This is a genomic window from Marinobacter sp. MDS2 (assembly GCF_030718085.1).
In the GTDB taxonomy this organism is placed as follows: domain Bacteria; phylum Pseudomonadota; class Gammaproteobacteria; order Pseudomonadales; family Oleiphilaceae; genus Marinobacter.
Genome location: NZ_JAVAJF010000003.1, coordinates 1 through 15073 on the forward strand (window position 1 = coordinate 1; position 15073 = coordinate 15073).

Annotated in this window: 14 protein-coding genes; 8 read left to right on the forward strand and 6 right to left on the reverse strand. The window is 54.7% G+C overall.

Annotated features, from left to right (window positions below):
* A partial coding sequence (locus Q9245_RS13225; protein ID WP_305897629.1) for a hypothetical protein occupies nt 1–193 on the forward strand: 193 nt, incomplete at its 5' end.
* Between the two features lie 126 nt (nt 194–319).
* On the opposite strand, the gene Q9245_RS13230 is transcribed toward Q9245_RS13225, so the two are convergent.
* From Q9245_RS13230 to Q9245_RS13255, 6 genes are all read right to left on the reverse strand, one after another.
* Nucleotides 320–3832: a PAS domain-containing hybrid sensor histidine kinase/response regulator gene (locus Q9245_RS13230; protein ID WP_305897630.1), complete on the reverse strand. Its 3513-nt coding sequence runs from the start codon at nt 3830–3832 to the stop codon at nt 320–322.
* A gap of 26 nt (nt 3833–3858) precedes the next feature.
* Complete coding sequence (locus Q9245_RS13235) at nt 3859–4365, reverse strand: hypothetical protein (protein ID WP_305897631.1); 507 nt, start codon at nt 4363–4365, stop codon at nt 3859–3861.
* A gap of 97 nt (nt 4366–4462) precedes the next feature.
* Nucleotides 4463–6232 (reverse strand): sodium:solute symporter family protein, encoded by a 1770-nt coding sequence (locus Q9245_RS13240; protein WP_199007483.1) that lies wholly within the window; start codon nt 6230–6232, stop codon nt 4463–4465.
* Between the two features lie 6 nt (nt 6233–6238).
* The gene (locus Q9245_RS13245; protein WP_305897632.1) at nt 6239–6502 is read right to left on the reverse strand and encodes a DUF4212 domain-containing protein; all 264 of its coding nucleotides are present in this window, start codon (nt 6500–6502) and stop codon (nt 6239–6241) included.
* 210 nt (nt 6503–6712) lie between these two features.
* Nucleotides 6713–7417: a PolC-type DNA polymerase III gene (locus Q9245_RS13250; protein WP_305897633.1), complete on the reverse strand. Its 705-nt coding sequence runs from the start codon at nt 7415–7417 to the stop codon at nt 6713–6715.
* A gap of 14 nt (nt 7418–7431) precedes the next feature.
* Entirely contained in the window at nt 7432–9348 is a 1917-nt protein-coding gene (locus tag Q9245_RS13255) for a putative nucleotidyltransferase substrate binding domain-containing protein (RefSeq protein ID WP_305897634.1), read from the reverse strand.
* A 196-nt stretch (nt 9349–9544) separates the two neighbouring features.
* Between Q9245_RS13255 and smrA the strand changes: the two genes are divergently transcribed.
* The 7 genes from smrA to mtnC all read left to right on the forward strand — a co-directional run bounded on the left by smrA (nt 9545) and on the right by mtnC (nt 15067).
* Nucleotides 9545–10126 (forward strand): DNA endonuclease SmrA, encoded by a 582-nt coding sequence (gene smrA, locus Q9245_RS13260; RefSeq protein WP_305897635.1) that lies wholly within the window; start codon nt 9545–9547, stop codon nt 10124–10126.
* A gap of 51 nt (nt 10127–10177) precedes the next feature.
* Nucleotides 10178–10378, forward strand: coding sequence for a hypothetical protein (locus Q9245_RS13265; protein WP_305897636.1), 201 nt, complete (start codon nt 10178–10180; stop codon nt 10376–10378).
* A 41-nt stretch (nt 10379–10419) separates the two neighbouring features.
* A complete protein-coding gene (locus Q9245_RS13270) occupies nt 10420–10908 on the forward strand; it encodes a (2Fe-2S)-binding protein (RefSeq protein WP_305897637.1) in 489 nt (162 codons plus the stop codon).
* A gap of 1 nt (nt 10909) precedes the next feature.
* Nucleotides 10910–13111 carry a molybdopterin cofactor-binding domain-containing protein gene (locus tag Q9245_RS13275; RefSeq protein WP_305897638.1) on the forward strand — a complete coding sequence of 734 codons (2202 nt, stop codon included), beginning with the start codon at nt 10910–10912 and terminating at the stop codon, nt 13109–13111.
* Nucleotides 13112–13194: 83 nt separating this feature from the next.
* Nucleotides 13195–13821: a methylthioribulose 1-phosphate dehydratase gene (locus Q9245_RS13280; protein WP_305897639.1), complete on the forward strand. Its 627-nt coding sequence runs from the start codon at nt 13195–13197 to the stop codon at nt 13819–13821.
* Nucleotides 13818–14378: an acireductone dioxygenase gene (locus Q9245_RS13285; protein WP_305897640.1), complete on the forward strand. Its 561-nt coding sequence runs from the start codon at nt 13818–13820 to the stop codon at nt 14376–14378. Before Q9245_RS13280 ends, Q9245_RS13285 begins: the two co-directional genes overlap by 4 nt.
* The gene (gene mtnC / locus Q9245_RS13290; RefSeq protein ID WP_305897641.1) at nt 14375–15067 is read left to right on the forward strand and encodes an acireductone synthase; all 693 of its coding nucleotides are present in this window, start codon (nt 14375–14377) and stop codon (nt 15065–15067) included. The genes Q9245_RS13285 and mtnC overlap by 4 nt, the downstream gene beginning before the upstream one ends.
* The last annotated feature ends 6 nt before the right edge of the window (nt 15068–15073 follow it).

Below are 15073 nucleotides of genomic sequence, written 5' to 3' on the forward strand. Positions count from 1 at the left end.
GAACTCAGAAGTGAAACAAGCCTGCGCCGATGGTAGTGTGGCACTTGCCCATGTGAGAGTAGGTCATCGTCAGACTCTTAATACCAAAACCCCAGCTTCGAAAGAGGCTGGGGTTTTTTCATTTCTGAAACCAAAATATCGACCGACTCTTGCGCCAGCCCGGCAGTGGCTTGTACCAGTTCAATGGTTTTGACGGCAGGATAGGGCTGAGGTCTCCTGCAGAGACGTCACCTTCACAGGACCTGTAGGGCCTATGAAGCAAGCGCACGAGGAAGGTTCGTGCCGTAAGGGGAGCCTCAATGACCCGTACATTTCCTTCTTATTTTGCTTGCTTCAGTAGCTTGTTGACCAACGCCCTTAATGCGGCAGGCTTAACGGGTTTATACAGAATCTGATAGGCACGGTTGATGGCGTCTTCGCGAACTTCAGGTGCCATATAGCCGGTAATCAAGATACCGGGTATGTGCTTTCCAAGCTCCGCTCGTACACTGTCCATCGCATCCAGGCCGTTTCGATTGTCATCGAGCTGGTAATCCGCGAGGATGATATCCGGCTTGTGCCCGTCCAGCTTTGTGAGAGCGGTTTCCAGGCTTTCTGAGGCTGTCACATCGCATTTCCAGTTCCCGAGCAGGGCGACCATGCCTTGCAGAATTGCAGCATCGTTATCAATGCAGAGCACGTGTAGACCGCCCAGGCTTGCAACTCGCCTGGAAACGGCTTGGCCTCGGCTTGACTCCGCGCGGGGTTTTTCCGCTGCAGTGAGAGGTACCGTGATGCCGAAAACACTGCCTTTTCCTTGTGTGGACAGAACCGTTACCGGGTGGTTAAGCATACCGCTGATGCGATCTACGATAGCGAGACCCAGCCCGAGCCCTTTTTTGTCCTGGCCATGTTGGAAACGACGGAATTCCTCGAAAATGTGGGTTAACTGTTCTTCTGACATGCCGGGACCGGTGTCCCAGATCTCGATCCTCAGATACCCTTTCAAGCGGCGACAGCCCATCAGGATGCGGCCACTGTCGCAATACCTGATCGCGTTGGAGAGAAAATTCTGCACTGCGCGTCTGAGTAGCTTGGCATCAGACCGGACCCAAGCGGAGCTCGGCACTACGTGGAGCTCCAGTCCCTGATCTTTTGCAATGGCCGAGAACTCGGTGGCAAGGTGGCTGAGCAGGTCATTCACCGGAAACACGGTAATGTCCGGTTCGAGTGCACCGGCATCCAGTTTCGATATATCCAGCAAAGTGCTGATGATCTCTTCGGCAGCTCCCAGGGAGCTGTCAATATGCTGAATCAGCTCAGAGGTTTCGTGGTCTACGGATTTTCCCGACAGGGCCGAGGTAAACAGGCGGGCAGCGTTCAACGGCTGTAACAGGTCGTGGCTGGCCGCAGCCAGAAACCGGGTCTTACTCTGGTTGGCCTGCTCTGCAACGGACTTGGCTTTGAGCATTTGCTCATTGATAACCTGAAGCTCCTGTGTGCGTTCGCGCACCCGTTGCTCAAGATAGATATTGGTCTCCTTGAGCGCCTGTTCGGTACGCCGCATCGGCGTGATGTCCTGAAAGGTAGTGACATAGCCCCCGCCGGGTATCGGGCTGCCATCAATACGCACGACCGTCCCGTCCGGTCGTTGGCGTTCGTACGACATAGGTTCGCCTGCACGCATGCTGGCGCAGCGGTCTTCAATGATTTCATCAATGCGACGGGCCGACAGGTTGGCGTTCATCAGGTTGTAACGCATCAGATCTTCAACCGGGCGCCCAACTCGAACATAACCTTTGGGGTAGCTGAACAACTCCTGGTAGCGTTGGTTCCATACCACCAGTTGTTGTTGATGATTGACCACCGAGACACCCAGACTGATGTTTTCTATGGCCGATTGCAGCAGTTCACGACTGAAGGTCATGGCCTGAGACGCTTCATCCACGATGCTCACAACGTCTTCGATCTGCATATCGCGACCGGTCAGGGTAGATTCAAGCACTACCCGTGCCGTGGAGGCACCAATCACCGAGGCCAGTTGCCGTTCAATGTATTTTCTCAGATGCGTAGAGGCTTCCCGATGCGGGTAGAGCCGGATCGCATTACGGCGCTCATAGTTGCGGAATACGCTTTCCGATCGCTCTTCTCCCATGAAGCGATCCGTTAATGCCTGCAGATCGGAAATCAGCACTTCGCCCTGCCAACCTTGATTGGTAGGGCTATCTTGCCGGGGGTCAAACTCCTGGAAGAACGCGGCAAGCTGAATCTTTTCCCGGATGCGTTGGCGGGTTAGTAGCGACAGCAATACATAAGTTGCGGTGTTCATCCCGAGGCTCCACAGAATACCGTGGGTCATTTGCTCCAGTTCAGAGCCGAACAGAGCCGTTGGTCGCGTCCAGTTCCAGCCAAACAGACCGTTATTGAGCAATCCGTCATCAACCCAGCCAGTGGAAACCAGGGCCGGTAGTAAAAGGGTGTAGCACCAAACGGTGAAGCCCAGGCCGAGCCCCCAGATTGCGCCTGTTGCGTTGCCTTGGCGCCATAGAATGCCACCGACCAGAGCCGGTCCGAATTGAGCGGCGGCGGCGAAAGACAGCAAGCCGAAAGCCGTCAGACTGTAATCCTGTCCTGCCATGCGATAGAAGGCGTAGGCGGTCAACAAGACGACGAAAATGGCTACGCGGCGAATGGTGAGTAGCAGGTAGCTCAAATCCGCCCGCCGGTTCATCCGGGGTCTGAAGAATTTCAGCAGGCCGGGCATGATGATTTCGTTGCTCACCATGGTGGAGATAGCAACTGAGCAGACAATGACCATGGCTGCTGCGGCAGAGCCACCGCCTAAAAACGCGAGTACCGCGAGCCATTGTTCTCCTGCCATGATCGGCAGTTGCAGGATCACAATATCGGGGTTGCTACCCAGACTGTCGGCATATAAAAGACCGGCAGCGGCAATCGGTATCACGAATGCGGTTGCGATGATCAAATATACCGGCATGGCCCAGCGGGCGACGTCGAAGTCCCGGTGATCTGCGTTTTCGACCACCATTACGTGAAACTGTCGCGGCAGGCAGATGATGGCCAGCATCGCGACCAGAGTTTGGGTGATGAAGGTCGGTGCATCAAAACTCGCGGTGGTCAGGGTCCCGATCAAATCTGCGTCGGCGGCCTGCCGGAACAGGTCGCCGAATCCGTTAAATAAGCCGTAACCAACGAATAGACCTACCGCGATGAAAGCCACCAGCTTTATGAGAGATTCGAACGCAATGGCTTGAATCATCCCGCGGTGATGCTCGGTGGATTCGAGATGCCGGGTTCCAAAGAGTACCGTGAACACGGCGAGGGTGAGAGTGATGTACCAAGCCGAATCATTCCAGGTTGTACCGAGTCCGGGCAGCGGGTGGCTGTTCTCTGACAGAACACTGAAACCAAGAGCGATGGCTTTAAGTTGAAGTGCAATGTAGGGCACGCTGCCGATCAGTGCGACCGCCGCAACCATGGCTGCCAATAATTGGGATTTGCCATACCGGGAGGCGATGAAATCCGCAATTGAGGTACTGTTGTTGCGTTTGCTGATATGGATGATGCGCCGAAGTAGCGGGGCGAAGAAGAGGAAAACCAGGAGCGGGCCGAGGTAGATCGACGCAAAGCCGAAACCTTCCTGAGTTGCCCGCCCGACGGCTCCGTAGAACGTCCATGAGGTGAAATAGACAGCCAGTGAAAGGCTGTAAATGTGGGTGCGGGCCAATCTATGTCGGTACAGCCCCGGATGCTTGTCACCTGCCCAGGCGATCAAGAACAGCAGTGAGATGTAGGTGATCGATATTAAGACAAGCAGCCAGGCACTAATCATGTATTGCGGTTATCCAGTCAGGTCTATCAGGCGCCACACACAGTGTTAAGCAGTGGATCGTTGTTATTGAGCCGTTTCAGGTTGTCTACCCGAGGGCTTCCGTTGCTAGCTAGGGGGACTAATTCTTGAGTTTGGCAGTTGATCAGATGTACGCGGTGGGAAACGGCATCCGTCACCGTTTGTTCAAACCGGTACAAGGTAAAACGAACAATCTCGGTGTTCTGAGTGTCCCGGGCGATGCTTTCAACATCTACGGCCGAAAATGCGGTGACGTAAGGAAATACAAACGTCCACGGGCGGAAGAATTGCTGTTCACGTTCCGTATCGACCACCACGGCTTCTTCGGGCAACAGCGTTTGTTTGTGGTCGTACCACGTGTATTCGCCATACACCAGATAGCTCAGCATACCGAGCCCGGCAAAGACCGGAATAATCCATCTGGGCGCCTTCTTCGCCGTGATAGCACGGATGCCCATTGCGATGCCTGCAGCTCCGAGCCCGCAGAAAATCGTGGCCACAAAATTCCAGAACATAAAGCGGTATCCTTAATAAAGAACGGGCTTCCTCACTGAGGAAGCCCGTTCGGTATCAACCCGTCATTGTAGGTGACAAATCAGGTCGTCATGAAGTTCAGTGATCGTGAGCTGTGCCGGCACCGCGAGGGTAACGGACGCTTTCGACCAATTCCTGAATTTCTACCGGCGGTTCAGCCGTCACTTTCGATACTCCGAAGGCTACCGCAAAGTTGACGATGGCACCAATTGCACCAATAGACAGCGGGGAAATACCCAACACCCAGTTTTCAGGGGTGTCTGCCAAGGTGTTGGTTCCCGGAATGAACAGCCAGCCTTTGTAGGTGAAGATATACACCAGTGTGAAGGTCAGACCTGCCAGCATGCCGGAGATTGCGCCTACGTTGTTTACTCGCTTGGAGAAGATGCCCATCATCAACGCGGGGAACAGGGAGGCTCCTGCTATACCGAAGGCCAATGCGACCACTTGAGCTGCGAAGCCCGGTGGGTTTGCGCCTAGCCATGTGGCTACCACGATCGCGACAGCCATCGAAATTCGGGCCGCGAGCAATTCGCCTTTATCGCTGATGTTGGGATTGAGTCGGCCTTTGATCAAGTCGTGACTCACTGCCGAGGATATGGCCAGCAAGAGGCCGGCGGCTGTAGACAGTGCGGCTGCCAAACCACCCGCTGCAATCAGGCCAATAACCCATCCCGGCAGGTTGGCAATTTCAGGGTTAGCCAATACCAGGATGTCGTTGTTAACGACCATTTCGTTGCCTGCCCAGCCGCGCTCGGAAGCGGTAGCGGCGAAGTCAGCGTTTTTGTCGTTATACAGCTGGATCCGGCCATCGTTGTTTTTGTCTTCATATTTAATCAGACCGGTTTCTTCCCAGGTGGCAATCCAGCCCGGACGCTGATCGTATTCAATCGGCTGGGCCTGAGTGCCTTCAGGGTAGATGGTGGTCATCAGGTTCAAGCGGGCCATGGAAGCCACGGCTGGCGCAGTCAGGTACAGCAGGGCGATGAAAACCAGTGCCCAGCCGCCAGACCAGCGCGCATCGGACACTTTTGGCACCGTGAAGAAGCGGATGATGACGTGCGGCAGACCGGCGGTACCGATCATCAGTGACAAGGTGAAGAGCACCATGTTCAATTTGTTATCGACATCCGCAGTGTACTGATTGAACCCGAGGTCGGTGATTACCTGGTTCAGCTTGGTCAGCAACGGTAAGCCGGATTCGGTGTGCGTTGAGAACATGCCGAGACCCGGAATTGGGTTGCCGGTCAGGTGCAGAGAAATGAACACCGCTGGAATCGTGTAAGCCACGATGAGTACGCAGTACTGGGCAACCTGAGTGTAGGTGATGCCTTTCATGCCGCCCATTACAGCGTAGATGAAGACAACAATCGCGGCGATGATCAAGCCGTTGGTAGAGTCAACTTCCAGGAAGCGTGAGAAGGCAACGCCAGCACCCGCCATCTGGCCGATAACGTAGGTCACCGACGCAACGATCAGACAAATAACCGCGACCAGTCGCGCGTTTGAGCTGTAGTAGCGGTCACCGATGAATTCCGGAACCGTGAACTTGCCGAACTTACGCAAGTACGGCGCGAGCAGCATCGCCAGCAACACGTAACCGCCGGTCCAGCCCATCAGGAACGTAGAGTTGGCGTAACCGCCTGCTGCAATCAGGCCGGCCATGGAAATGAAGGAGGCCGCGGACATCCAGTCGGCGCCAATTGCCATGCCGTTGGTCACAGGATGAACGCCGCCACCGGCTACATAGAAGTCACTGGTACTGCCGGCCTTTGCCCAAACGGCGATGCCGATGTACAGGAGGAAGGAGCCCCCAACGAATAGCAAGTTAATTGCAAATTGACTCATGGGTGATTACTCCTCGTGCACGCCAAATTTCTCATCGATTTTGTTCATACGCCAGGCGTAGAAGAAAATCAGAATGATGAAGGTGATGATGGAACCTTGCTGGGCGAACCAAAAGCCTAGGTCGGTACCACCTACTTCAATGCCGGCAAGCATCGGGCGTAGGAGAATTGCAGCGCCGTATGAGACCAGAGCCCAAACGATCAGGCTTCCGAAGATCAGGCGAAGATTGGATTTCCAGTAGTTTTCAGCGTCGTAGCTATGTCCTGACATACACTCACTCCCATATTGTTGTTGTAAAGCTCGGCTGGCGATCTTTTTGGGTAATGCGGTTAGAGAATTTATTGTTCATAGTGTTGTTCTCTGACTTGTTGTCTTTATCGACTCTACTCGTCAATGACATTATGGATATTGGCAAATGGTCTTATTAATTCGGCTGCAAAGCCGCGCTGATACACGCTTTTTTGGAGGCGGTCGAAGAAACTAAAATCGCTTCATTTTCTGTAAACGTCGTTGATAACGTAGCTTTTGAGACAGATCTTTTAGGGTTTTTACGTTCGCCTTCTTGGCCGAGTTAAGGGCGATCAAGGTCAGTTCCGCGGTTACCATCGCGTCGGCTGCAGCGTGATGCCGTTCACTTACTTCCAGTCCAAAAAAGTCGGACCAATGATCCAGCCCACGGCCTTTAGGGTCTGCTTTCGGAAAAAAAGCAGGCAATAGTTCTGCAACGTCCATCCATACGTGGGAGAGGGAGTAACCGAGTTGAGCCTTCAGGGTTCGTTCAAGGAAGCGCTTATCAAATGCGGCGTGATAGGCAAGGATGGGGTCGCCGTTCATCCACTCCAAGAGGCGCAGTAAAGCTTCTTTCGTTTCCTGGCCCTGCGTCAGGGCTTCGGGACCAATGCCGTGAATCAGTACTGTTTCACGAATGTCCAATTCGGGGCGCCGCAGAATCAGGTCGAACTGGTCGTCCAGATGTATCGCGCCTTTTTCGATAGCCACCGCTCCGATGGCGATAACTTCATCCTTGGCGGTGTTCAGGCCGGTGGTTTCGAGATCCAAGACGATCAGGCGAGAATTGAAAAGATTCTGCTCACCTGCCGATTTAGGAGTCGGCAGGTTGTCCGTATCTATGCGCGTTCTGGCGTGACGGTTAGCATTAATCCATTGTTTAAGGGTTGAAAGCATGATGGTGCCAAGGCCTATAGTTGGTATGCCAGTTCCAGTTTTTGCTGGAGTCGCTGGGCCTGACGAAAGGATTCTCGCAGTATGCGCCGGTCGAGGGGATTCAGGTCGTCCGGGTCGATGTAGTTCGTGAGTGGTTCTTCGTTGGCCAGCAGGTCTTGGTGGGCCCGCATTCGTATGGCTTGAATCAGGCTGTAGGACTCTTTCCACGCACCTGCGTCTTTATTGTCAAATACCCCTTTTTTGGCAAGCTCATCCAGCCGTTCCAGAGTATTGGCTGCCTTGATACCGTTCGCCAACGCAAACACCCGGATCGATTCAACGAACGGTGCCAATCCTTGACGCTTCAGATCCAGCACTTTTTTGTTGTCATCGTTCAGATAGCGGAAATTACGGAACATGGTGAGGGGCGGCTTCCGCTGGAGAGCATTTCCGGCCAGCATCTTCTGAAACAGGGCGTTTTTTGCAATACGCTCCAGTACCCTGCCAAACAATCTTCTTAGCGGCTCGTCTGGGCCATAAACCGCGCGCATATCCAGAAAGATGGATGAGTAGACCAGGTTTTGGGGTGTGGATGCGTCGATAAATCGCTGAAACCAGTCGTCCCATTCCGTTTCACTGAGGCAAAGCTTGGGGTTGCTGGCCATGATGTTGCCTTTGCACAGCGTAAAGCCGCATCGGGCCAGCTCGTCATTCACTTTGCGCGCAAAAGGAAGCAGTTTTTCTCGGACTTGATCTTCCGTCATACCCTCGGGAGTCGCGAACAAGATGCCATTATCCTGATCGGTCAGCAGGGTTTGTTCCTGGCGGCCTTCACTGCCAAAGGTTAACCAGGTGAACGAAACACCGGGATCATTCTGTTTGAGGTTCAGCTCCAGTACCCGGCGCACGGTGACATCATTCAACGTGGTGATAATTTTAACGACCTGACCGGAATCCGCGCCGTGGGCAAGCATCGTATCGACCAGTCGGGAGACATCGGTGCGAAGACTAACGAGCGTGTTCAGGTGGGCTGCAGTGCCGATGGTCCGGGCCAGATGCACCAGATCGACACGTTGTAATGAAAACAGGTCTCGCTCGGAAACAACCCCAATGAGTCGGTTGTTATCATCGACCACACACACGTGAGCAAAATGATGCTCTGCCATCAGCATGGCAGCGTCAAAAGCATGCTCTGTCGCCAGTAACCGGCATGGGTCTGGTGTCATCACCTGACTGATCGGTTTACTCAGTGAGTCCACTCCCTCGGCGACCAGCATACGCAAATCGCGGAGCGTGAAAATCCCGGTTGGTTGCTGCTTGTCGTCGGTGACGACAATGCTACCGACATTGTTCTCGTGCATCCTGGCGACAGCTTCGTTGACCGGGAGGTCAGGCGTGCACACGATAGGGGCGCGCAGCGCGAAACGCTCAAGCGGAGTGTCGAGGCTGTCACTGGAGCCGATGGACGCCATCGCGGTTGATTGAATGCGTTGATTGACCTGGTCAAGCAGGCTACTGACGCCGCGCAGGCAAAAATCCCGAAACGTTTCGCTTTCCGCAAACAGCGTCACGAATGCGTCATGGCCGATACTTAAACAAAAGGTATCGCCTGAAGCCCGGTGCAGAGTTCGAGTCGGGCGCTCGCCAATGAGTGCGGCAAGGGGAAAACATTCGCCTTTGCTGATTTCGAAGGTGGTTACAGCCCGATTTTCCTTTTCGCTGAATCGTTCTCCTCGGATTCTGCCTTGCTTAACCACCCAGAAGTCTTTCACGACACCACCTTCGGGCGAGAGGACTTCCTCCCCGTCACTGAAAAAAGTGAGCTTGGCGTTCTCGGCAAAATGGGCGAGATGTGGGTCATCCATATTCGAGAACGGTGCGTGCTCGCGTAAAAACGTCATGATCGCGCGGGTATTCTGCGGCAGCGGAGTGTCAGGAGTGTCGGCAGTCATAGGGAAATCCGTCATGCTCGGTAGCAAGGAAGGTTACAGGGATGCTACTTCACTAATATGCGTTTTCAGAAGTGTAGTTCACTGAACGAGGGCAGCGCCCTTCGATTTTCGTCCTAAGTGAGCGAGAGCATTTCTTTATGGGATGCCTGTGCAGTGGTAGAGTCCTGTTACTCGTCAATCTGGATTCGTATGTGTTATGACCTCCAAAGATGAGCGCCTGGCTTTCCTTGAAGAAATGAAAGATGTGCGGCGCATACGTAAACCGAATCGTGCTGATGTGGTGGCACGCACGGAACTCACTCCCGGGCACTTGGTTCGCCAACAAGCCGCGGTTGAGGCGCAGGTCCGTGATCTCAATCCGTTAACGGCGGACGTGGTCGAGCCGCTCACGGCGCACGATGTGCTTTGTTGGCAGCGGCCCGGGGTTCAGCATGGCGTGTTTAAAAAGCTCAGGCTGGGGCAGTACCCTATTGAGGCTCGGCTGGACTTGCACCGAATGACGGTCGAAGAGGCCCGAAAAGAGGTGTTCCAGTTCGTCAAGGATTGCGTAAATTACGGGCTGCGTTCTGTCATCATTCTTCATGGGAAGGGGGAGCGCAACCCAGACGGCATTGCTCAGCTTAAAAGTTACCTGGCGAAATGGTTGCCAGAGCTGGATGCGGTTCTGGCGTTTCATTCTGCGCAAAAGCGCCATGGTGGCACCGGAGCGGTCTACGTTATGGTGCGCAAGAGCGATCATGAAAAACAGCAGAACAGAGAAATTCACGGTGGCTCCTGAACGGGTGTTGTGGGCCGGCTCAGGAACCCTCAGTAGATAAAGGTGGCATCAATGAACAAACGTTCTTTTGCAATTGTGGTCATGATGGCCCTGTTCACTTTGGCGGGCTGTAAAGACCGCGTGATCTGGAACGACAACGGTAAAGTGGAAGAGGCTACCCAGAACCGCGAAGTTTGGAATTCGAACGGAAAGATGGACTCTGGAGATCGAGACATCTGGGTGGATAAAAGCGGCAACGAAGTCGTCAAGTAACGGTTGTTGGCAGCCGGATTAAAATAATACGGGAGTGGAACATGGCGTTAAGCCTGACAGTAAATGGCCAGCACTATAGTCTGGACGTAGAACTTGATACCCCTTTGTTATGGGTGTTGAGGGATGAGCTGGGTCTCAAAGGAACAAAGTTTGGCTGTGGGGCCGGTTTGTGCGGTGCGTGTACGGTGCATGTTAACGGCCAGCCAACCCGTTCCTGCTCCACACCGGTTGAGTATCTGGACGGTGCTGACATAACCACCATCGAGGGCTTGTCTGAAAACGGCGAGTTGCACCCGCTCCAAAAGGCTTGGGTTGCTGAGGGCGTGCCCCAGTGTGGTTACTGCCAGTCAGGTCAGATTATGACAGCGGCCCATTTGTTGGCGAACACGCCAGCCCCTTCGAGAGAAGAAATTGTGGCGGCGATGGCCGGCAACCTATGTCGCTGTGGCACATACTCCCGCATTGTTGCGGCCGTTGAATCGGTTGTTGATGGCGTTGGCCATTACGAGCCAGAGCAGGGAGGAGCCTGAGATGACGATGAATCGCCGTGACTTCATGAAAGTCAGTACCGCTGCGTCCGGTAGCCTGATGCTGGCCGTCTCGCTCCCCGGTTGCTCGACTATTAAGACCGGTTACGAGGAAGAGACAGGGCAATGGTCGCCGGATATTTGGCTCGAGCTGACCACGAAAGACGAAATCTTCTTTACTCTGGCCCGTGTGGAAATGGGACAGGGCACATACACCGGTTTGACCACCTTGGTTGCCGAAGAGCTGGATGTTGACCCAGCCCGAATCCAAGTGAAGTTTGCGCCGGTGGCTTCGGAATATCGCAACCCTCTGTTTGGCCTGCAGTTGACCGGTGGAAGCACCAGTGTGGCAACCAGCTGGAAGCCGCTCCGTGAAGCGGGCGCCTCGGCACGGCAAATGCTGATGATGGCGGCAGCCCGTGTCTGGAAGGTAGAGGCGGCAGGGTGTAGTACTCAGGATGGCCGGGTTGTGCATCCCAATGGCATCGACTCGCTGCGCTACGGCCAGCTGGTAGAGCTGGCGGACAAGGAAATTATCCGTGGTGATGTGGCCTTGAAGCCGCGCTCCGAATGGAAATACATCGGGCGCCAAGGGCGGAGGCTGGATACCGAAGCCAAGGCAACCGGTAAAGCCGTTTATGGCATCGATGTTGAGTTGCCGGGGATGGTGTATGCGGTCATGACGCGTTGCCCTCGTTATGGTGGTAAAGCCACCGGTTTTAACCGGAGCGACGTGCTGGCGTGGCCGGGAGTATTGGACGCTTTCATCACCGAGCGCGGTGTTGCCGTGGTTGCCGACCGATACTGGCGGGCGCGCAAGGCGCAAAAAGCCTTGAATATTGAGTGGGATTTCTCCGAAGCGATCGATCTGGATAACGATCAGGTGTTCGAAGGCTATCGCGAGGCGGCGAGCGAAGACTCGGGTGCTCAGGAGCGCTCCGACGGCGATTTCGAAGATGCCGTTGAAAGCGCCAGTCGTGTGGTTGAGGCGGAATATGAACAGCCTTATCTGGATCACGCGGCCATGGAGCCCATGAACGCAACGGCCTGGTACCGTGATGGCAGCATGGAAGTGTGGGCGCCGACTCAGGCTCCGGATTTGGCGCGTATCGCGGCCGCCCGTCACTCAAGCCTGTCGCCGGGTGATGTCACGGTGCATACCACCTTCCTGGGCGGCGGTTTTGGTCGACGTTTGACGCAGGATTATGTCGAAGAAGTTGCCATTGTTGCCTATAAGATCAAAAAGCCGGTCAAGTTGATCTGGTCCCGGGAAGAGGATGTTCGTCACGGCTTCTGGCGACCGGCGATGTTGCATCGGATGAAAGCCAGCTTCAAAGACAGTGAACTGACCGGCTGGGACCACCAGATTGTCGGCCCTCAGATTTTGGATTGGTATGTGCGCAATGCGGCACCTGCTCAGTATCCTTGGGCGCCGCAGTTTCTGTACAGCACCTTGGGCCGGGTAGGCCTGATGGCGGAGGGGATTGCAACACCGAAAGATATTTCCGCCATTGAGGGAGCCATCGGGTATCCGTATCAGGTCGAGAATGTCAGTGTTCGCCATACCCATACTGACCCGGGGGTTCCGATTACCTGGTGGCGTTCTGTTGGGTACTCCCACAATGGTTTTGCGGTAGAAACCTTTATGGACGAACTGGCTCACGAGGCCGGGGAAGATCCGCTGCAGTTCCGCAGAAAACTTCTGGACAATGAACCGCGCCATCGTGCGGTGCTTGACCGGGCAGCCGAACTGGCAGGTTGGGGAACACCGCTGGCCGAAGGGCGGGCCCGAGGCATCGCCCTGTTCAAGTCTTTCGGAACGTACGTGGCTCAGGTTGTCGAGGCGAGCATCGAAAATGGTGAGATCAAGGTTCATAAGGTTACCTGCAGTGTCGATTGCGGCCAGGTGGTGAACCCTCGAGTGGTCGAAGACCAGATCTCCGGTGGTATTCTGTTTGGATTGAGTGCCGCACTGTTCGGAGAAATAACCTTCAAGAACGGCGAGGTTCAGCAAAGCAACTTCCACGACTCGCGCGTGCTGCGGATGTATCAGGTGCCGGAAGTGGTGGTGGATATTGTGGAGAGTGAAATTGAACCCACGGGTGTCGGTGAGCCGGGGGTACCGCCCGTCATTCCTGCCCTGGGTAATGCCCTGTTCGCGTTGACCGGAAAACGGCAGCGCAGGTTGCCATTGACCGCCGGATAAAGCGGTTTGCCGGAGCGATCGGCCGCCCTATAATGGCGGCCGATCTTTGCCCCGACGGGCCAACTCTAACCGGGAGTGAGCCAATGTTTGATGTAACCCGATACGCCACAGCGGCTCAGGCTATTGTCGATGCCGGGCGCTTTCTGTACGACCGTGGCTGGTCTCCCGCCACCAGCAGTAATTATTCCGCTCGCCTTGACCACGACCATGTTGCCATCACCGTATCGGGCCGGCACAAGGGCCAGCTATCCACCAACGATGTCATGGTGGTGGATCTTGATGGCAACCCTGTCCAGAGTTGTGCGAAATCCTCTGCTGAAACTCTCCTGCACACCGTGCTCTATCAAATCTATCCGGATGTTGGCGCTGTCTTGCATACGCATTCGGTAAAGGCGACTGTATTAAGCCGATTGATTGAAGCCGGAGCGCCCTTTGAAGTGGAAGGGTATGAGCTCCAGAAGGCCTTTCCGGGAGTAGAAAGCCACGACGGCCGGCTGAGAATCCCTGTCTTTGACAACACCCAGGACATTCCAGCGCTGGCGGAACGAACTCGGGAATGGTTCCAGCATCATCCGGAGCAGCCCGGGTATCTTATTCGGGGCCACGGGCTCTACACGTGGGGTGCGACTATGGCGGATTGCTTGCGCCATGTTGAAGCGTTTGAATTCCTCTTTGAATGTGAACTTGAAACCATGAGAATTTGCCGATGACCACCCTGAGCATTTTCAATCAGAATCAGCCAGACACCGCTCATACGGTCACGTCTGACCCGCAAGTGATTCGTGACACGTTGCAGGAGCAGGGTGTTCGCTTTGAGCGTTGGCCCACTCGTGATCTTCCGGCTGGCGCCAGTCAGGAGCAGATTTTGTCGGTGTACGCTGACGATGTGAATCGGCTCAAACAAGAATGTGGTTTCCAGACCGCTGACGTGGTCAGCCTGACTCCGGAGCATCCGCAGAAAGCCGAATTTCGTAAAAAGTTTCTGGATGAGCACACCCACAGTGAAGACGAAGTGCGGTTTTTCGTACATGGTCAAGGTTTGTTTTATCTGCATTTTGGCGATCAGATCTACGCGGTCATGTGTCAGAAAAACGATCTGATCAGTGTCCCGAATGGAACGCGCCACTGGTTCGATATGGGCGCAGAACCGGAATTTACCTGTATTCGCCTGTTCACCAATCCTGAGGGGTGGGTGGCCAGCTTTACCGGCGAAGATATTGCTGCACAGATTCCAAGGTACGAAGCCTTGGCAGGAGTGAAGGCATGATCCGCGTTATCTTGACCGACATTGAAGGAACCACCAGCTCGATTTCGTTTGTACACGATGAGCTGTTTCCCTACGCCAGCAAACACTTGCCGGAGTTCGTTCGGGAGCATCACCACACCACCCGTGCCGTATCCGAACAGTTAGCAGTCGTCGCCGAAACAAGTGGGGTCGAGAGCAAAGATGTGGAGGGGTTGATTGCGGTTCTTCAAAAATGGATAGCCGAGGATCGTAAAGAGGGTTCCCTCAAGGCTCTGCAAGGCATGATCTGGGAGCAAGGTTACCGCAGTGGTGAATTGAAGGGGCATATATACCCGGATGCGGCTGACTACCTGCAGCGGTGGCATGACCGTGGCTTGCGCCTTTTCGTGTATTCCTCCGGCTCGGTTAAAGCCCAGAAGCTGATTTTTGGCCACAGTAATGAAGGGGATTTTACCCCGTTTTTCTCCGGCTATTTTGATACTGAGGTTGGCGGTAAAAAAGAAGCGCAGTCCTACCACAACATTCTTGCCGAGCTTGGCGTTGAACCCAAGACGGTGCTATTCCTGTCGGATGTGGAAGCAGAGCTGGAAGCCGCCGAGCAGGCGGGCATGAAAACCGCTTGGCTGATACGCGAAGGCAACATTCCCGAGACCGATCGTTTTGTTGCTCGGGATTTTGCGGAGGTTGATGCACTCCTGCGCAAACGTTAGGAGGTC

What these genes read in the sequence shown, in the direction of transcription:
- Q9245_RS13255 (WP_305897634.1), bottom strand. Translation starts at nt 9,348, where the DNA reads ATGACTGCCGACACTCCTGACACTCCGCTGCCGCAGAATACCCGCGCG.
- Q9245_RS13285 (WP_305897640.1), top strand. Translation starts at nt 13,818, where the DNA reads ATGACCACCCTGAGCATTTTCAATCAGAATCAGCCAGACACCGCTCAT.
- Q9245_RS13235 (WP_305897631.1), bottom strand. Translation starts at nt 4,365, where the DNA reads ATGTTCTGGAATTTTGTGGCCACGATTTTCTGCGGGCTCGGAGCTGCA.
- smrA (WP_305897635.1), top strand. Translation starts at nt 9,545, where the DNA reads ATGACCTCCAAAGATGAGCGCCTGGCTTTCCTTGAAGAAATGAAAGAT.
- Q9245_RS13250 (WP_305897633.1), bottom strand. Translation starts at nt 7,417, where the DNA reads ATGCTTTCAACCCTTAAACAATGGATTAATGCTAACCGTCACGCCAGA.
- Q9245_RS13240 (WP_199007483.1), bottom strand. Translation starts at nt 6,232, where the DNA reads ATGAGTCAATTTGCAATTAACTTGCTATTCGTTGGGGGCTCCTTCCTC.
- Q9245_RS13265 (WP_305897636.1), top strand. Translation starts at nt 10,178, where the DNA reads ATGAACAAACGTTCTTTTGCAATTGTGGTCATGATGGCCCTGTTCACT.
- Q9245_RS13245 (WP_305897632.1), bottom strand. Translation starts at nt 6,502, where the DNA reads ATGTCAGGACATAGCTACGACGCTGAAAACTACTGGAAATCCAATCTT.
- mtnC (WP_305897641.1), top strand. Translation starts at nt 14,375, where the DNA reads ATGATCCGCGTTATCTTGACCGACATTGAAGGAACCACCAGCTCGATT.
- Q9245_RS13270 (WP_305897637.1), top strand. Translation starts at nt 10,420, where the DNA reads ATGGCGTTAAGCCTGACAGTAAATGGCCAGCACTATAGTCTGGACGTA.
- Q9245_RS13230 (WP_305897630.1), bottom strand. Translation starts at nt 3,832, where the DNA reads ATGATTAGTGCCTGGCTGCTTGTCTTAATATCGATCACCTACATCTCA.
- Q9245_RS13280 (WP_305897639.1), top strand. Translation starts at nt 13,195, where the DNA reads ATGTTTGATGTAACCCGATACGCCACAGCGGCTCAGGCTATTGTCGAT.
- Q9245_RS13275 (WP_305897638.1), top strand. Translation starts at nt 10,910, where the DNA reads ATGACGATGAATCGCCGTGACTTCATGAAAGTCAGTACCGCTGCGTCC.